The following is a 17,776-nucleotide window of genomic DNA, read 5'->3' as shown; positions in this document are numbered from 1 at the left end:
CGCTTTCATATGGGAACGGGGAGCGAATCAGGCGCCTCCCGCCTGCTCGGCAAGCGGTTGGCTCAATGAGACAAGCACTTTGCGAATGCGCCGATTGTCGACTTGGCGGACGGTGAACGTCAGCGGTCCATATTGCAACGTTTCGCCGACTGCTGGAATACGCTCAAACATCTCAAAAATCCAACCACCCAACGTATGCGATTCACTCTTTGGCACGTCGATGTTCATCACTTCGCAAAATTCATCGAGCGGCAGTTCGGCGCTGAACTCGAAGCTGTGCTCGTCGATTTGGCGCACCGTTTTCACCGCCTCATCATGCTCATCCCATATTTCGCCGACAATTTGCTCGAGAATATCTTCGAGCGTAATCAAGCCGGCGGTGCCGCCAAACTCGTCGACGACGATCGCCATATGCACTTTGCTTTTTTGCAGCTCCGGCAGGAGATCGGACACTTTCATTGACTCGACAACGAACAACGGCTGGCGCAACAAATCGCGGATGCGCACCTCCCGCTTTTGCACAAGCTCGCTGAAAAAGTCGCTTTCCGACAAAATGCCGATCACGTTGTCAATATCCCCTTCATAGACCGGGATGCGGGAATATTTCTCTTCCAAAAACACGTCGCGAATCTCTTCAATCGGCTGGTTCACTTCCACCGCCACCATATCAGCGCGCGGCGTGAAAATTTCTCCGACCAAAATTTCATCAAAATCGAGCGAACGTTGGATCAATTCTTTTTCTTTGTTGTCGATGACCCCTTCTTCTTCACTCAGCTCAACCATCACTTTAATATCTTCCTCAGTAACAGCCGGCACAGCCACCCCATTGGCGAACCTCTTGGCGATTCGATCTTTTAAGGCTTGGAGCGACGCCGTAACCGGCGTCATCAACTTCATCAGCCCATAGGCAAGGCCGGCGTATCGGATGGCGAGCTGCTCCGCATGCTCTTTCGCCATCGATTTTGGCAAAATTTCACCGAAGACGACAAATAATACTGTCATCACCGCCAGCGTGGCAAACAAGCCCATCTGTTCCCCAAGCAACGAAACGGCGATGTCCGTAAAGAGCACGACCGTCACGACGCTGGTGAGGCGGTTGGCCACAGCAAGCGCCAACAACACGCGGTCAAGCTGACCGATCACCGCTTGGAGGCGCTTATTGTGCAGATGCTCTTCCGCATAATGCCGCAACCGTGCCTTGCTTGCCGAAGAAAACGCGGCTTCTGCTGAAGCGAACAGTGCATTCGCGAGCAGGGAGAGGAAAAACCACCCGAACAACCTTAACGGCCACTCTTCCAACGAATCTTCACACTCCTATGGATGGTGACTATGTTATTCATATCCATTTTTCCGCCGAATCATGCGTAAAAACCACACTTGCCGCGCTAAGCGGAAACAAAGCGATGCGGCCGGCAGCAGCCGTTTTCGCTCTTCCTATCTTAAATATAACAAATTTTTCGCCAACTGACTATAGCTGGCGAGTTGTCCTTCCATATAAAGCCAGACAACCAAAAAGAAAAATGCGCCGGATGAACCGAGGCGCATCATGATTCAAGCCAACAGGAACCAATCAAATACACAAGAACAAGCAATGAGGCAATGTTGAATGTCACCGACCACTCGGCCATTCGTCTTCCCCTCCCTTTTCTTCCCCTCTTTCATCGTACCATATTGACGGCGGGAAAAGCAGGAGGAGAAGGGTGTCTTTTTGACAGTTTGATGAACAAAACAAGGGCGTCCTCCCATCAATAGACGCCCTCATTTCATTTTCTCTCGTTTCAACCTAAATAGCGGTAATAGATCGCCTTTGCCTCCTGCACGTCTTTCGTGCCGTGCACAAGCGCACGGCCATCACGAAAGACAACCAACCGCTTGTCGCCGAGCGAAACGGAGACAAGATACGGGTTCGCTTCCGCTTGAAGCCCTTGGCGGCGAAACAGCTCCGCCACTTCATTCAAGTCGTACTCGCGTCGGGCAGGCGGACGGATTTGCACAGAATCGCGCCCGCACAAGACGGCAGTCTTCGTCCGTTGTTCATAGGAAAGAAACGGATAAGATGGATGACGTCCGCACGTCGGGCAACCGTCCTTTTTCACCCCGTCAATGCGAATGGCGGCATATTCGTTCGTCCAAAGGTCAAACGAAACGAGCTTGCCGCGGAGCGCCGACCAGTCCTCCACTAAAATTTTTAACGCCTCAGCCATCTGATAGCTGACAACCATTTGCACCGCTGGGCTGATAATGCCGGCCGTATCGCACGTCAATCCCCCTTGCGGCACCGTTTCAAGCAAGCAATACAAACAAGGCGTGCGGTTCGGAATGAAGGCGCAGCTTAAACCGTAACTGCCGACACAAGCGCCATAAATCCACGGAATGTTGTACTTGTAGGCAACGTCATTGATGACAAGGCGCGTATCAAAATTGTCTGTCGCATCGATCCATAAGTCAGGGCGTTGCTTGACAGCGATCGTTTCCAATTCTTCCGGGCCGGCGTCGCCGACAATGGCCTCGATCTCAACCTCGCTGTTGATTTGTTCAAGGCGCCGTTTGGCGGCGATCGCCTTTGGCAGCCGCTCCTTCGCATCCGCTTCGCTGTACAGTTGCTGGCGCTGCAAGTTGCTCCATTCGACGTAATCGCGGTCGATGATTGTCAATTTACCGATGCCGGCGCGCACGAGCGCTTCGGCGTTGCCTGTGCCGAGCGCTCCGGCACCGATCAGCACGACATGCTTTTCTCGTATTTTCTTCTGTCCTTCCTCTCCAATCGGTGCAAATAGTTGCTGTCGGGAATACCGTTCGTTCAAACAACACTCATTCCTTCCATTGGGCTACTCGCTGACGCGTACCGTTTTTTCGGGATGCGTCCGGCTTCATAGCCGAGCCGGCCCGCTTCTACCGCCAGCTTCATCGCTTTCGCCATTTTCACTGGATCGGCCGCGCCGGAAACAGCGGTATTCAACAGCACCCCATCCGCGCCAAGCTCCATCGCCAGCGCCGCGTCCGCCGGTCCGCCGATGCCGGCGTCGACAATGACCGGCACGTTCGCCTGCTCAATGATAAAGCTCAAATTGAGCGGATTGATGATGCCTTGCCCGGACCCGATCGGCGAGGCGCCCGGCATGATCGCATGGCAGCCAAGCTCCTCAAGCCGCTTCGCCAGCACGACGTCATCGGATGTGTACGGCAACACGATAAACCCTTCCTCAAGCAGCATTTCCGCCGCTTTCAACGTCTCGATCGGGTCTGGGAGGAGCGTTTTGTCGCAGCCGATCACTTCTACTTTTATCATATCACACAATCCGGATGCCTTGGCGAGCCGGGCGATGCGCACCGCTTCTTCGGCCGTTTTCGCCCCGGCGGTGTTCGGCAAAAGCTTATATTTGCTTAAATCGAGCTGCTCTAAAAAGTTCGGCTGCTCCGGAGAAAAGATGTTCATTCGCCGGACGGCGAACGTTAAAATTTCCGCCCCTGATGCTTCCACCGCTTCTTTTTGCACGTCCAAGCTCGGATATTTGCCCGTGCCGAGCAACAGCCGCGAAGAGAATTCATATGGGCCAATTTTCAACATCTCAACCGCCTCCTACAAAATGAACGATTTCCACGCGATCGCCATCGCATAGCGCCGTCGTCCCATACTCATGTTTTTGGATGATGCGGACATTGACTTCGACGATGCAAAGCTTGTTCTCAAGCCGGAAATGGGCAAGCAAATCGCCCACCGTTTTCACCTCGTCGGGCACGGCGACCGTCTCCCCGTTAATCACTAACGTCATTCCACCCCCACCTTTCCGATATGGCGTGTCAACGAAAATGGCGCAAGGTCAAACGCCGTCTCTTTCCGCTCCACTAAGTCGGCGACAAGCAGACCGGTCAACGGGCTGAGCAAAATGCCGTTCCGGTAATGGCCGGCAGCGACGAATAAGCCGCGCCGCTCCGGATGCTCGCCTAGATAAGGCAAGCCGTCTTCGGTCTGCGGCCGAATGCCGCTCCATGATGCCACCCATTCCGCCTGTTCGATGTCCGGAACAAGGTGGGCGGCGCGGTGAAGCAAGTTCATCACCCCACCGGCCGATACGCGCCGGTCGAACGTGCCGGGCGTGGACGTCGCTCCGATGAGCAGCCGGTTTCCTGATTTCGGAACGATGTAGCAGCCGTTTTTCGCAAATACAGTCGTTTGCAACAACGGAACCGGGGCGCGCACCATGACGCATTCCCCCTTGACCGGATAAACGGAAAGCGAAAGCCCAACCCGCGCGCCGAGCCGCGCCGCCCAAGCGCCGGAAGCGATGACGACCGCCTCGGCGGCAAACGTTCCGCCTGTTGTGTCTAACACATGCCCACTGCTGTCGGAACGGATGTCGAACACTTCCGTATACTCGTACAGACAAGCGCCGGCGGAGGCGGCGGCATAGGCGAGAGCGGCGGCCAAATCCGGAGCGCTCACTTGCCCATCGCCAGGGATGTACATCGCGCCAGCAAGCGCTTCCGTCGCAAGACGCGGCTCCATTTCAAGCGCCTCCCCTTTCGTGAGCCACTGCACCGGTTCGCCTATGCCCCGCCAAAATGTATAATGGCGATAGAGATCGTCTGCTTCCTCTTCCGTTGTCGCTAGTTTGATCAATCCTTTTTCGACAAGGCCGATATCGATGCCGGTCCTCTCCCTCAGCTCTTCAGCCAAGGCCGGCATGAGAGCTCGGCTTTGCAAGGCAAGCGGCACAAGCGGGCTTGGCGTCGAAAACTCGGATTGCGCCCCAAGCATGCCGGCTGCCGCGCTTGACGCCCCGCTTCCCATCGTTCCTTTTTCAAAAATGGCGACGCGATGCCGCCGCTTGGCGAGCTCAAAACCGATGGCCGCCCCAATCACCCCGCCGCCGACGATGGCGACGTCATACCGATGCGTCATCCCCTATCCCCTCCCTTTCACTATGTCTGCCAGCCGTTTGGCCTCAGCAACGGGGTCAGCAGCGAAAAAAACAGCCGACAATACCGCCACCCCGGCCGCGCCCGCTTCCAGCACCCGACGGGCGTTGCCGGCGTGAATGCCGCCGATGGCGATGACTGGAATGGACACGGCGGCCACGATTTCCGCAAGCGAGTCCAGACCGCGCGGCCGTAAACCGGGCTTGCTTTCCGTCGGAAAAATATGACCATACAAACAAAAGTGAGCGCCATCCTGTTCGGCTTGTTTCGCCTCCTCAAGCCCGTGCACCGAGCAACCAACCGTCAAGTCCGGAAACGAGCGGCGGACGGCGCGCACCGGCAGGCTGTGATAAGCAAGCTGCACACCTTTGACACCGTAGACAGCCGCGACATCAACCCGGTCATTGACGATGATTTTTTGCGGCGGCACCCCGACGCGAAGCAGGGACATGACAAACGCCGCCACTTCACGCGCCGTCTTCCCTTTTTCGCGAATATGAATCAGGTCGGCATACGGATGGGTGTGCGCACAAATCGCGGCGAACTCGCCAACCGTCTGACGCCCGGTGGAAATGAAATGGAGAACCCCCATCGCCATCCCTTTCTTTCTACCGTACATCGCTTATAGAAATATACGGATAATGAACGCCGACATAGTAGGCGGCGAACATCAAAGCGGCAAACAAGGCGACAAGCCAAATATCATATTTGCCGAACCCGATTTCATAATAAAACGTGCGCCCCCCGCTGCCGGAAAATTGTTTCGCTTCCATCGCCACAGCGATGCGCTGGGCGCGGCGGATGCTTTGCGACAACAGCGGAATGGCGTAGCGCTTCACTTTGCTGAGGCCGCCCTTGTTCGGCACGCCGCGCACTGTTAACGCATAGCGGATCGTCTGAAACTCTTCAAGCATAATCGGCAATAGACGAACGGCCGCCAAAAAACTGTACGCATACTTTGGCTTCAGCTTCAGCTGCTGCATGAGTGAATAAAACAACGGAACCGGCCGGGTCGTCAGCGAAAAAATCAACCCGAGAAGCCCAAGCGCCAAAGCGCGAAACCCGATGTGCACCCCGCGCCAAAAACTTTCCGCTGTAATATGGATGAGCCCCCAGCGAACCCATGTCGTTGTTCCTTCGCCAAACATCATCATCGATGAAGCCGTCGAAACAAAGACGAGGAAAAACGGCAAAAACAGCCAAAACAACACATTCGCCGGATAGCCGGTGCCAAAGCAAAACAAAACGAAGAGAGCGAGCGAAACGTTAATCAGCACATTCGGGTTATGAATGAACAACACAGCGAAAAAGAGCACGACAAGCACAATGAGCTTCAAGCTCGGGTTCGTCTCATGAAGCCATGTCTCGCGGCAGCGAACCTCCCATTTCATCGCCCTGCCCCACCTTCCGCCAACACCGGCTCTCGGATGTCAAGCTGTTCGTCCCGAACGAGCGCCCCGTCTTCAATCACCCACCGTCTCGTCGCAAAACGGCGGACGATTTGTTCGTCATGTGTAACCATCATGATCGCCGCTCCTTGTTCGCGGTGCGCTTCAAGCATTTCAAGCAAAGCAAACGTGTTTTTCGCGTCCTGACCAAACGTCGGCTCATCAAGCAAAAAGAGGCGTTGGCCGGCGACGATCGAAGCGGCGACGCTCAACCGCCGCTTTTGTCCGACCGACAGTTGGTACGGGTGCTGGTCTTGCTGCTCAACAAGGTCAAATTCACGCAACAGGCGGGTGATGGTTTCCTCGATTTCCGCTTCCGGCCGCCCTTCAAGCCGAAGCGAGTAGGCGAGCTCTTCGCGAACGGAATGGGTGACAAATTGCCACTCCGGATTTTGGAAAACGAACGCAATATGGCGGTAGAGCGGGTGTTGCCGCTTGATGTCGGCGCCTAGCAGCATATACTCGCCGTCCGTGCGAATGAGTTGCATGAGCGCATGCAACAGCGTGCTTTTGCCGGCGCCGTTTTTTCCGGTGACGGCAATCCATTCGCCGGCGTGCACCGTTGCTTCAGGAACATAGATTTTCGCCTCACGGCCGCGGAACCCGCGAAAACGGGCGAGGCGAAGAAGCTTCTCGCCTTTATGGTGTTTCCGCCGCCTTGCCGTTCGATCATAGTCGTCCCAGACGCCTGGATACCAAATGCCTTCAGCGGCAATGACGTCTTTATAGTCGGAAAACACCGCTTTCGCCTCGCCGTCGGCGACGATGCGCCCATCGCGGCCGAACAAGACAATGCGATCCACAAAGTCGAGCACATGGTCAATTTTATGCTCGACGATGACGACCGTTTTGCCGCGGCCCACCTGCTTCACCGTTTGCCATACCGCCTTCGTCCCTTCTTCATCGAGCAGCGCCGTCGGCTCATCCAAAAACAAGATATCCGGCTCAAGCGCCAGCACCGAAGCAAGAGCCAACCGCTGCTTCATTCCACCGGAAAGCGTATGAATATCAGTATGCGGGGCGATCTCCAAACCGACTTGGTCCAGCAGGGCACGGATGCGGACGGGCATCTCGTGGCGCGGCACGCTTCGATTTTCGAGGGCAAAAGCGATTTCCTCGTCCGCATACGGCATGCAAAATTGCGCATCAGGATCTTGGAAAACATAGCCCCACCGTTTCGGCCGCTCAAGGCGCTCCGCTTTCATCGGCACATCGATCGAGTGGGGAATGATGCCAGCCATCACTTGCAATAATGTCGACTTGCCGCATCCCGACGGACCAAGGAGGAGCACTTTCTCCCCCTCGGCAATCGAAAGCGACAAGTCGCGAAACAGCAGCCCGTCGCTCCCGGGAAATTTCAGACGCAGCCGATCAATCGCAATTGCTTGTTTCATCGCCATTCGCCGCCTTACCGGTTCAACGCATCGTAATCGTCTTTCGAGGCCGGACGCCACATTTGCGTCACTCCGGTTTTTTCGAGCGCTTTCGCCAATGAAACAGCAAACACGCCGGAGATGAGGATGGCACCGATAAAACGCGCCAGCAAAAAGAGCGCCATATTCCATGGGGCGAGCGCCTCAATATAGCCTTTGTAAAAGTCCATGATGAGCGAACCAATCGTCGCCCCGACCGCGCCGAGCGATACAACGAACGCATCAAAGCGCCGATAGCGGAAGGCGGCAAAGACGAGCTCGGCAAACAGCCCTTGAACGACCCCGTAAATGAGCACTTCAAGCCCCCATTGCGATCCCATAATGAGTTCGCCGGACGAGGCGGCTACTTCAGCAAGCAGCGCCACCCCTGGCTTGCGAATGAGCAAATAAGCGAGCGAGGAGGCGATAAACCACATCCCGTAAATGAGTTGGTCAAGATGAAATCCGAATACTCCGACCGCACTGTACAACGGACCCCACAATTTGTAAATGATGCCGAACACAATCGCAATGACGATCGTCGTTAAAATATCCGCCAATTTTAACCCTTTTGTCTTCACTTCCATCCTGTTCTCCTCCTTGCATCGAGTCAACGGCTCGCCGCCAATTCAGCCGACGGCCACTGCTCAAGCCGATACGCCATCTCCCAAAACTCGTACTCATATTCGCTGCTGATGAGGAAATGCCGCTTCATCCGATGGCGATCCTCTTCGGTGACCGCGTCAGCGATGTCGTCAAGCCGCGCGATTTGCTCTTCCACAAGCGAGCGGAACCAGTCCGAACTGTAGGTGCCGATCCATTTTTCATAAATCGGATCGTTCGGCCGGCATGTTTTCAAGCGCTCGCCAATTTCGTAATACAGCCAGTAGCACGGCAAAATGGCGGCGATAACATCACCGAGATGCCCTTCGTACGCCGCGCGGTACATGTGCGACGTATAGGCGTACGCCGTCGGCGCCGGAATGAACGCCGCCCTTTCCTCTTCCGTAATGCCTAGCAGCTCGGCGAACGTTTCATGCAGCGACAGCTCGGCTTCGCACGTGCTTTGTGCATGGTGCGCCAACCGGGCTGTCGTCGCCAAATCCGGCGATTTCGCTGCCCCGATCGCCTGCACGCGGGCAAAATGGCGCAAATAATAGGCATCTTGCATCACGTAATAGCGAAACTTCTCGCGCGCGAGCGTCCCTTGGCCAAGCTCCTGAACAAACGGATGGCGAAAGCTCGCCTGCCAGATCGGATCGGCCGCTTGGCGCAATTGCTTTGCGAATGACATTCGTCCTCCCCCTTTTTTAGCAAAATAAAAACGCCGCTTCCTTTGCCTATTGGCGTAAAGAAAGCGGCGTGGGCATGCGACGACGTTGGCAAGGCAAAGCGCCTAGCCTTGCTGTGCTGCTCCTCCACTTCCCTACGCTGGCATTACCCAGATCAGGTGCTAAGGGTCTCAAAGGCACACTTTGATCTCAGCCTTTCTAAAGGCCCCCCTAGTGGATGATGGTGCAATTTTCAGTTTTCTTTACACTTATCATACCACGACGGCAACGGTTGTCAATCTTTTTTTCGCCGACGTTGCGCCGCACGTTTCAACGTTATTAGGCAAGGAGTCCCCCACCTCTAAGAGAAGGGAAGGTGAGGGAGGAATTGCCCTTTTTTATTTTTTGTACGAAAAACGGTTCGTTTTTCAGTAATACACGGTAAAATTATAATACTGAAAAAAAGGAGGTGAAACGCATGGAATTGGTCGTCACCGCTAAAATTCGGTTGTTGCCAACGGAAGCCCAACACCAACAACTCGTTGAGACGATGCAAGCGATGAAACAAGCGTTGAACTTTGCCTCGAAAGTCGCATACGAACACCATCTGCTTTCTTCGTTTAAGAAACTGCAAGGTTTGGTGTATCGAGACTTGGGAGAGTTGTTCGGACTAAAATCACAAATGACGATTGGATGGGAGTGGAAACGATGGCGAAGGTCATCCTGAAAAGAGAACGAAAAAAACGGCTTGAGCAAGGGCATCCATGGATTTTTCAAAGTGAAGTCGACCGCATCGAAGGCGATGCGGCGCCGGGCGACTTCGTTGACGTTTACAATCATCAAGGCTATTGGCTGGCGAAAGGATATATCAACCCCGCTTCGCAAATCATCGTCCGCGTTTTGACGCAAAACCCAAACGATGAACTCGATGAGCGCTTTTTCATCGACCGCATCCGTCAGGCGTGGGCGTACCGTGAACGGATGATTCCCGGCGTTCGCTCCTGCCGAGCCGTCTATGGCGAGGCCGACTTTTTGCCCGGATTGATCGTCGACAAATATGAAGATGTGCTTGTTGTGCAAATTTTGGCGCTCGGCATGGAAAGGCGGAAAGACTGGATTTTACGCGGCTTGCTTGACGTGTTTGCCCCAAGGGCCATTTATTTGCGCAACGATGTATCCGTTCGGGAGCTTGAGGGTCTCAAACAAGAAAAAGGCTTTTGGTACGGGGAAGCGGAAACTGAAATCGAAATCGAGGAAAACGGCGTAAAATACATCGTCGATATTGAAAACGGACAAAAAACGGGCTTTTTCTTCGACCAGCGGCAAAACCGCGCCGCCCTTCGTCCGCTCATCGGTCCGGAGACGACGGTGCTCGACTGCTTCACCCATACCGGCTCGTTTATGCTGAACGCTTGTCTGTATGGGGCAAAACATGCTACTGCCGTCGATATTTCTGAACATGCCATCGAAACAGCGAAACGGAACGCCGCGTTAAACGGATTCACGAACGTTGAATTTGTCGTCGCCAACGCCTTCGACTATTTGCGCGAATCGGTGCGCGCCGGCAAACAGTGGGATGTCGTCATCATCGACCCGCCGGCGTTCGCGAAATCGGCCCATGCCGTCCCGAAGGCGCTGCGCGGCTATAAAGACATTAACTTAAACGGATTGAAGCTTGTCAAAGACGGCGGCTTTTTCGTCACATCAAGCTGCTCGTACCACGTCCGCCCGCACCTATTTCAAGAGATGATCGCTGATGCGGCATTTGACGCGAAAAAAGTGCTGCGCCAAGTATATTGGAACGGCGCCGGCTACGACCACCCGAAACTCCTTGCCGCGGAAGAAGGCGACTACTTAAAATTCGCCATTTACGAAGTGCATTCCCGGCGGTGACGAGCCGCACTCAAAGGCCGTTTCGATGCGCCGCTGGGCAGAAAAAACGCCTAGGGGTTATCCCTAAGCGTTTTTTCGTTCCCTGGGGCGAAGCGATTGTTCTTTATGCAAGACCGACAGATAGACAAGCATCGAAAGGAGCACCGAACCGCTAGCAGCTAAATAAATGCTCGGATAGCCGAACCAATGGCTGATTTGGCCAAACACCATCGCCCCAACGCCAACGCCTAAATCAAAAAAGGAGAAAAATGTCGCGTTCGCCATTCCCTTGCGGTGGGCAGGGGCCCGCTCGACGGACCACGCCTGCAGCCCGGGCTGCACCATGCCAAAGCCGAAACCGTACAGCACCGCCGCCAAAAGCAACGCCCATTCTCCCGGCAGCCAAGCGAGAAGAAGCATCGCCAGCAAAATAAGCCCCGCACCAGGGAGAAAGACGGCCCGATGCCCTTTTCGGTCATACAACTGGCCAGCGAACGTTCGCGTCACCATCAAGGCAAGCGCATAAAGCAAAAAGTACAGCTGCAGGCCGCCGATCTGCTTTTGCGCCGTATATAGAGGCAAGAATGAGGCGATGCCGCCGAACGTCACCGTCAAGAAAAACAACAGCACCGACGGAGTTAAAGCGCTTTTTTCGTACAAATCCCATCTGTTCGCCCCTTTGCCATGCACGGCTTCCACTTTTTTATACGTGATCGCGGCGGCAAACAGCACCGAAGCGACTCCAAGCGCCGCACAAATGGCAAACAGATGGCTAAACGGAATCATAGCGGCAAGCACAAGTCCAAGCGACGGACCAAACGCCAAGGCGATATTTCCGGACAGCCCGTAATAGCCCATTCCTTCCCCGCGGCGGCTCGCTGGAATGATGTCCGTCGCCACCGTTCCGGAAGCGGTTGTTGAAAACCCCCAGCCGATTCCTTGGACGACCCGCATCAAAAAGAGAAGGAAAATGCTTGAGATCAAGCTGTAGGAACCGACAGAAATGACAAAAATGAGAAGACCCAATAAAAACACAAACCGGCGCCCTTTCGTCTCAAGCGCATGGCCGGCGAACGGACGGACGATGAGCGCCGAAAACGTAAACACACCAACGACAACGCCAATCAGCTGATCGTTGCCGCCCAAATGCTCGACAAACAGCGGAATGGTCGGCAGCGTCATTTGAAACCCAAGAAACACAAAAAAATTGGCCAAACAAATCAAAACGAAATCTTTCGTCCATATTTTTTCTTTTTGTTCTGCAATAAGCGGCTGCTGCTCCGCTCCCATACCGATCCCCCTTGCGAACTATGTATTTCGTGTCCCTTAATATTTGTTAGTATAACATAATCATATGCCGCCGTTTAAGCAAAATGCTATTTCACCGTTCTCCCGGCAGGATGACGCCAAAAAAGCCCCGCCCAGCCGGCGGTTTCCCGGGTGTTGTTTGCGCAGCATCATCCTTCTATTATGCATGAAGAAAAAAGCCGCCGAAGAATCGGCAGCCTTTACCATCCTTTCCGTATTCATTGATTCATTCAACACGGAAAGGCAAATTCCTCCTTATTCTTTCCAGATGTATACGCGCGCCTCGTACGGCTTCAGCTTAAAACGCGTCGCATTTTTATGCGGACGGACCGGGTAGTTCGAAAGCGCCAAATCGCTTGACTGAAGGCGGAAGCCGTCATAGCGGTAAAGCGAAGGCCGATCGGATACGTTGACAATGACAAGCGCCCGATCGCGGCCAAGCGTTCTTGTGTACGCGTAAATGGATGGGTGATTTTCCAAAAGCAGATCGTACGTTCCGTAAACAAACAGCTCGTTCGCTTTCCGAAGCTGAATCATTTGTCGATAAAACGACCATACTGAGTTCGGATCGCGCCGCTCGGCTTCAACATTAATCGTACGATAGTTTTCGTTCACCTTGATCCATGGCGTGCCAGTCGTAAACCCTGCGTTCGGGGCATCAGACCATTGCATCGGGGTGCGCGAGTTGTCGCGCCCGGTTTTCCAAATGATCTTCATCACTTCCTCATGCGTCCGGCCGTTCGCCCGTTCGAGCTCATACAGACGCAAGGCAGCGACATCGCGGTAGTCGCGAATGTCGGAGAATTGCACGTTCGTCATCCCGATCTCTTGCCCTTGGTAAATGAACGGCGTCCCTTGCATAAAAAAGTAGAGCGCGCCAAGCGCCTTCGCGCTCTCCGCCCAATACTCGCCGTCATTTCCCCATGTCGACACCGATCGAGGCAAGTCGTGGTTTTCCAAAAAGAGCGCGTTCCACCCACGGTTTTCCAATCCTTTTTGCCATTTCGTCAACGTCCGCTTCAGCCGGCGGACATCGATCGAACCATCGGCTTTCCTTTTCCAAAGCCCTAAATGCTCGAACTGAAAAATCATATTAAACACGCCGTTTTCTTCCCCGACCCATTGTTCAGCCTCATCAACCGTTACTCCGTTCGCCTCGCCGACCGTCATAATGTCATATCGTGCAAACGTTTGCTCTTTCAACTCTCGCAAATACTCCATAATCCCTGGCTGGTTCATGTGCGCAGCAAATGACGGCACGTACTTCAGCCCCTTCGGATTTGGCAAGTCGGGAAGACCCGGCTTTTTCTTAATGTGGGAAATCGCGTCGACGCGAAAGCCGTCGATGCCTTTATCCAACCACCAGTTGATCATGTCATACAGCGCTTGGCGCACCTCGCTGTTTTCCCAGTTCAAATCGGGCTGTTTCACATCGAAAAGATGCAAATAGTACTGCCCCGTCCGCTCGTCATACTGCCATGCCGAGCCGCCGAAAATGCTTTCCCAGTTGTTCGGTTCGCGCCCGTCTTTGCCATCGCGCCAAATGTACCAGTCGCGCTTCGGATTGTCCCGCGATGACCGCGATTCGATAAACCACGGATGCTCATCACTCGTATGATTGATGACCAAATCCAAAATGACTTTCAACCCGCGCCGATGCGCTTCAACAAGCAATTCATCGAAGTCATCCATCGTTCCAAACTCATCCATAATGGCATAATAGTCGCTGATGTCATATCCGTTATCAGCGTTCGGCGATCGGTAAATCGGGCAAATCCAGATGATATCGACCCCAAGCTCCACCAAATAGTCCAACTTTTCCATAATGCCGCGAAGATCACCGATGCCGTCGCCGTTGGCATCCATAAAGCTGCGAGGATAAATTTGGTAGGCAACGCCCTCTTTCCACCACACTTTTTTCACAGCAGCTCCTCCTCTGTGCACACGTTTTCACTACTAACTGTACACTACATCGCTGCAAGAAACAACTCTCTTTTGTTCACAAAAATAAGCCGGCGAGCGGTTGCCCATAGGCTCCCGCCGGCCGGCCAACACTTGTCCACCACTTATTCCGCGACAACGCGGCTTGACTCGTAAATTTTTAAATTGTGATACACCGTTTCGAGCATCGGAGCATGGATGCCATGCCGCTTCGCCAATGCTAGCAAATACCCTTGCAAATGATCGGCTTCAATGAGCTGTCCTTTTTCCATATCGCGCTGCATCGACGATTTCATCGTTGGGGCGATCTGCTCGAGCTGGGTGCGCTGCCGCTCAGCCATTTCATCGGTCAGCGGCGCCCCATGCGCCTGAATGATCGTTTTGATTTCCCGAAACAGCCGATCGATGATGACGCTCCCGTACTCCCCGGAACGGATCGGCCCGATCGGGGCGCGGAACAGCGTTGTCACGCCCGACATCGTCGCGATAAACAAATATTTGTTCCACATATCAGCTGCAATTTGTTCGCTTAGGCGAAAGCAGGCGTTGGCGCCGGCAAACAGCGATTCGAGCGCCTCCACCCGTTCAGTCCGTCCTGCAGGCCATTCACCGAAACGTATCTCATGCGCCGGGCTCGTTTGGATGATCTCCCCTCTCTCGTTTAACGTCGTTTCGATAAAGCAAAGCCCGCCTAAGACATTCTCGCGGCCGAACGCCTCCCATAACGCATCCATATGGGCCATGCCATTTAACAACGGCAAAATCATCGTCGCCTCTCCAACATACGGTTTCGCGTCGGCGATGGCGCCGTCTAAATGGTACGCTTTGCTTGAGAACACGACAAGATCAAACGGCTCGGCCGGTTTGCCGGCAACAAGCAATTTCGGCGCCAATACCACATCGCCATGGACGCTGTGGATGACAAGCCCGCGTTCTTCGATCTCCCGTTTTCTTCGCTCGCGGACAAGAAACGTTACGTCCACCCCTTTTTCAAGAAGACGGCCGCCGAAATACCCGCCGACCGCTCCCGCTCCGACAAACAGAATGCGCATCGTATGTACAGCTCCTTTCTCCACTGAGGGTTGATCCAACGCTCCCAACGTCTTTCACAAAAACCATGCCGCCAACCGAACATTTTCTCAGCGATAATGAACAAGAAGAAAAAAGGAAGAAGGGAACGCGCCCCTCCTTCCTTCCCGTCCGCTAGCAGCAACGCGACACTTTGCCGCCTTTGGCATTGTAGCGCGCCTCTTGCGCCTCGCAGAAAAACTCTTTCCGCGACTTGATCGGCACGCCAGGGTGATGGGTTTTCATATGCTCGACATATTTTTCATAACTCGGCACACCGACAAGCAAGTCAAGAAACTGCCGGCGGTACGCCAACACCGTTTGCAGCCATTTAGGCATAATGCTTCGCTCCTTCTCCATCGCGCGGCACGTACGGCGCTTCCTTGAGCGGCACATGTTTGTTTTGCAACACTTTGATCCAGATGTTCAACGCCGAAATAAGCATTGCGATCACAACAAGCATGAAAATGGCGCACAGCGTAGCGTCAATGTAGTCGTTCATAATAATTTGCCGCATTTGCGCCTCATTCGTTGCCGGCGCCAAGATTTTTCCTTGGCTCAAGCTGTCCTGGAACATCTTCGCATGCGACAAGAAACCGATTTTGACATTTTCGTGGAACAGCTTTTGGTATCCCGCAGTCAACGTCACGACAAGCAGCCATGTCGTCGGCACGAGCGTGACCCAAACATACGCTTTTTTGCCCATTTTAAATAGAACCGTCGTCGCAAACAACAAGGCGATGCCGGCAAGCATTTGGTTGGCGATGCCAAATAGCGGCCATAGCGTGTTGATGCCGCCGAGCGGGTCGACAACGCCTTGGTACAGGAAGTAACCCCATGCCAATACGCAAAGGGTTGTTGCGATCAAGTTCGAGGCAAGCGAATCCGTTTTGCCGAGCGGTTTGTAGAACGTGCCCATAATGTCTTGGATCATGAAGCGGCCGACGCGCGTGCCCGCATCAATCGTCGTCAAGATAAACAGCGCCTCAAACAAGATGGCAAAGTGATACCAAAAGGCCATGAGCGCCTTGCCGCCGATGACGTTCGATAAAATGACCGCCATTCCGATCGCCAGCGTCGGCGCCCCGCCCGTGCGCGACAATACTGTTTGCTCGCCGACGTCTTTGGCCAGCTGAGCAAGCATATCCGGCGTCACGGTGAAGCCCCACGATGAGATGACTTTGGCTGCCTGCGCCACGTCTGTGCCGATCACCGCCGCCGGACTGTTGATGGCAAAATACGCCCCCGGCGTCAAAATGCAAGCAGCGACCATCGCCATGACAGCGACGAACGACTCCATCAGCATCGCGCCGTAACCGATCGGCCGCGCATGGCTTTCAAGCTCAATCATCTTCGGCGTTGTACCGGACGAAACGAGCGCGTGGAAACCGGACACCGCTCCGCAAGCGATCGTAATGAACAAGAACGGGAACAAGTCGCCTGCGAACACCGGCCCCGTGCCGTCGATAAACTTCGTCACCGCCGGCATTTGCAAGTCCGGCGTCACGACGAAAATGCCGAGCGCCAATCCGACGATCGTGCCGATTTTCAAGAACGTGCTCAAATAGTCGCGCGGCGCCAACAATAGCCATACCGGCAACGCCGAAGCGACGAAGCCGTAAATGATCATTAAGATGGCGATCGTTTCCCCTTTTAGCGTAAACATCGCCGAAAGCGTCGGATGCTCGGCCACGTATTGCCCGGCCACAATCGATAAAATCAACAGCACAAATCCTCCAAGCGACGCCTCAGCGACGCGCCCCGGACGGATGAAGCGCATGTAAATGCCCATCAAAATCGCAATCGGAATCGTCGCGGCGATCGTAAACATCCCCCACGGGCTTCCGACAAGCGCTTTCACCACAACGAGCGCCAACACGGCCAATAAAATAATCATAATGCCTAAAATGCCAAGCGCTGCGATAAAGCCCGTCACCGGCCCCATTTCTTCTTTAATCATTTCGCCAAGCGACTTTCCATTGCGGCGCATCGAAGCGAACAGAATGACAAAGTCTTGCACCGCCCCGCCAAGAACGACCCCGATCACAATCCAAAGCGTCCCCGGCAAATAGCCCATCTGCGCGGCCAAAATCGGCCCGACAAGCGGTCCAGCGCCGGCGATGGCGGCAAAGTGATGGCCAAATAACACCCATTTATTCGTCGGAACATAGTCCTTCCCGTCATTGAACACTTCCGCCGGCGTTTTCCGGTTATCATCAAGACCGAACACTTTGCGGGCGATAAACCGGCTGTAAAATCGATAGGCGACCGCATACGTGCAGACGGCAGCGACAATCAGCCACATCGCGTTGACCGATTCGCCGCGGCTTAGCGCCAAAACGGCAAATCCTGCGGCCCCAAGGACGGAAATCAGGCCCCATAACAAAATCGATTTTAGCCCCTTCACACGGCTTCCTCCTTTTTTATTTGTCAAAATCCTTTACGCTACTATTATATTCATTATTCCGAAAAATTAAAAGACATTTTTTCATCTTCAGCTAATGTATGGTTTGGTTCTATAGGAGAGTTTTCCCGC

The 17,776-nt window shown here is 54.2% G+C and carries 17 protein-coding genes and 1 riboswitch; of the genes, 2 read left to right on the top strand and 15 right to left on the bottom strand.

Annotated elements, in window-relative coordinates; translation table 11 throughout:
- Positions 1 to 27: 27 nt before the first annotated feature.
- From B1A75_RS01155 to tenA, 10 genes are all read right to left on the bottom strand, one after another.
- A complete protein-coding gene (locus tag B1A75_RS01155) occupies positions 28 to 1,299 on the bottom strand; it encodes a hemolysin family protein (RefSeq protein WP_013146254.1) in 1,272 nt (423 codons plus the stop codon).
- Positions 1,300 to 1,778: 479 nt separating this feature from the next.
- The gene (locus B1A75_RS01145; RefSeq protein WP_014194972.1) at positions 1,779 to 2,804 is read right to left on the bottom strand and encodes a thiazole biosynthesis adenylyltransferase ThiF; all 1,026 of its coding nucleotides are present in this window, start codon (positions 2,802 to 2,804) and stop codon (positions 1,779 to 1,781) included.
- A complete protein-coding gene (locus B1A75_RS01140) occupies positions 2,801 to 3,568 on the bottom strand; it encodes a thiazole synthase (RefSeq protein WP_014194971.1) in 768 nt (255 codons plus the stop codon). Before B1A75_RS01140 ends, B1A75_RS01145 begins: the two co-directional genes overlap by 4 nt.
- 1 nt (position 3,569) lies before the next feature.
- Positions 3,570 to 3,773 carry a sulfur carrier protein ThiS gene (gene thiS, locus B1A75_RS01135; protein WP_014194970.1) on the bottom strand — a complete coding sequence of 68 codons (204 nt, stop codon included), beginning with the start codon at positions 3,771 to 3,773 and terminating at the stop codon, positions 3,570 to 3,572.
- The gene (gene thiO, locus B1A75_RS01130) at positions 3,770 to 4,903 is read right to left on the bottom strand and encodes a glycine oxidase ThiO (protein WP_079935580.1); all 1,134 of its coding nucleotides are present in this window, start codon (positions 4,901 to 4,903) and stop codon (positions 3,770 to 3,772) included. The genes thiS and thiO overlap by 4 nt, the downstream gene beginning before the upstream one ends.
- A 3-nt stretch (positions 4,904 to 4,906) precedes the next feature.
- The gene (gene tenI, locus B1A75_RS01125; protein ID WP_074044311.1) at positions 4,907 to 5,512 is read right to left on the bottom strand and encodes a thiazole tautomerase TenI; all 606 of its coding nucleotides are present in this window, start codon (positions 5,510 to 5,512) and stop codon (positions 4,907 to 4,909) included.
- A gap of 16 nt (positions 5,513 to 5,528) precedes the next feature.
- Positions 5,529 to 6,311, bottom strand: coding sequence for an energy-coupling factor transporter transmembrane component T family protein (locus B1A75_RS01120; protein WP_074044312.1), 783 nt, complete (start codon positions 6,309 to 6,311; stop codon positions 5,529 to 5,531).
- Positions 6,308 to 7,762, bottom strand: coding sequence for an ABC transporter ATP-binding protein (locus B1A75_RS01115; RefSeq protein ID WP_074044313.1), 1,455 nt, complete (start codon positions 7,760 to 7,762; stop codon positions 6,308 to 6,310). Before B1A75_RS01115 ends, B1A75_RS01120 begins: the two co-directional genes overlap by 4 nt.
- A gap of 14 nt (positions 7,763 to 7,776) precedes the next feature.
- Positions 7,777 to 8,367: an ECF transporter S component gene (locus B1A75_RS01110; protein ID WP_033024782.1), complete on the bottom strand. Its 591-nt coding sequence runs from the start codon at positions 8,365 to 8,367 to the stop codon at positions 7,777 to 7,779.
- 23 nt (positions 8,368 to 8,390) lie between these two features.
- Complete coding sequence (gene tenA, locus B1A75_RS01105; RefSeq protein WP_013523027.1) at positions 8,391 to 9,074, bottom strand: thiaminase II; 684 nt, start codon at positions 9,072 to 9,074, stop codon at positions 8,391 to 8,393.
- 112 nt (positions 9,075 to 9,186) lie between these two features.
- A riboswitch (TPP riboswitch) is annotated at positions 9,187 to 9,294 on the bottom strand.
- Positions 9,295 to 9,529: 235 nt separating this feature from the next.
- On the opposite strand from tenA, the gene B1A75_RS01100 reads away from it, so the two are divergent.
- The gene (locus tag B1A75_RS01100) at positions 9,530 to 9,778 is read left to right on the top strand and encodes a hypothetical protein (protein WP_254866582.1); all 249 of its coding nucleotides are present in this window, start codon (positions 9,530 to 9,532) and stop codon (positions 9,776 to 9,778) included.
- Entirely contained in the window at positions 9,760 to 10,944 is a 1,185-nt protein-coding gene (locus B1A75_RS01095) for a class I SAM-dependent rRNA methyltransferase (protein WP_025038991.1), read from the top strand. The genes B1A75_RS01100 and B1A75_RS01095 overlap by 19 nt, the downstream gene beginning before the upstream one ends.
- A gap of 63 nt (positions 10,945 to 11,007) precedes the next feature.
- Here B1A75_RS01095 and B1A75_RS01090 read toward each other — a convergent pair whose 3' ends face one another.
- The 5 genes from B1A75_RS01090 to B1A75_RS01065 form a co-directional block, all read right to left on the bottom strand.
- Positions 11,008 to 12,213 carry an MFS transporter gene (locus tag B1A75_RS01090; RefSeq protein ID WP_014194966.1) on the bottom strand — a complete coding sequence of 402 codons (1,206 nt, stop codon included), beginning with the start codon at positions 12,211 to 12,213 and terminating at the stop codon, positions 11,008 to 11,010.
- Positions 12,214 to 12,486: 273 nt separating this feature from the next.
- Positions 12,487 to 14,154 carry a glycoside hydrolase family 13 protein gene (locus B1A75_RS01080; RefSeq protein ID WP_074044315.1) on the bottom strand — a complete coding sequence of 556 codons (1,668 nt, stop codon included), beginning with the start codon at positions 14,152 to 14,154 and terminating at the stop codon, positions 12,487 to 12,489.
- 143 nt (positions 14,155 to 14,297) lie between these two features.
- The gene (locus tag B1A75_RS01075; RefSeq protein ID WP_074044316.1) at positions 14,298 to 15,224 is read right to left on the bottom strand and encodes a ketopantoate reductase family protein; all 927 of its coding nucleotides are present in this window, start codon (positions 15,222 to 15,224) and stop codon (positions 14,298 to 14,300) included.
- Positions 15,225 to 15,375: 151 nt separating this feature from the next.
- Positions 15,376 to 15,579, bottom strand: coding sequence for a YbdD/YjiX family protein (locus tag B1A75_RS01070; protein ID WP_042381782.1), 204 nt, complete (start codon positions 15,577 to 15,579; stop codon positions 15,376 to 15,378).
- Positions 15,572 to 17,647, bottom strand: coding sequence for a carbon starvation CstA family protein (locus B1A75_RS01065; RefSeq protein WP_074044318.1), 2,076 nt, complete (start codon positions 17,645 to 17,647; stop codon positions 15,572 to 15,574). The genes B1A75_RS01070 and B1A75_RS01065 overlap by 8 nt, the downstream gene beginning before the upstream one ends.
- Between the last annotated feature and the right edge of the window lie 129 nt (positions 17,648 to 17,776).

The organism is Geobacillus sp. LEMMY01, assembly GCF_002042905.1.
Lineage (GTDB): Bacteria > Bacillota > Bacilli > Bacillales > Anoxybacillaceae > Geobacillus > Geobacillus proteiniphilus.
This window is presented reverse-complemented; position numbering and strand designations above follow the sequence as displayed.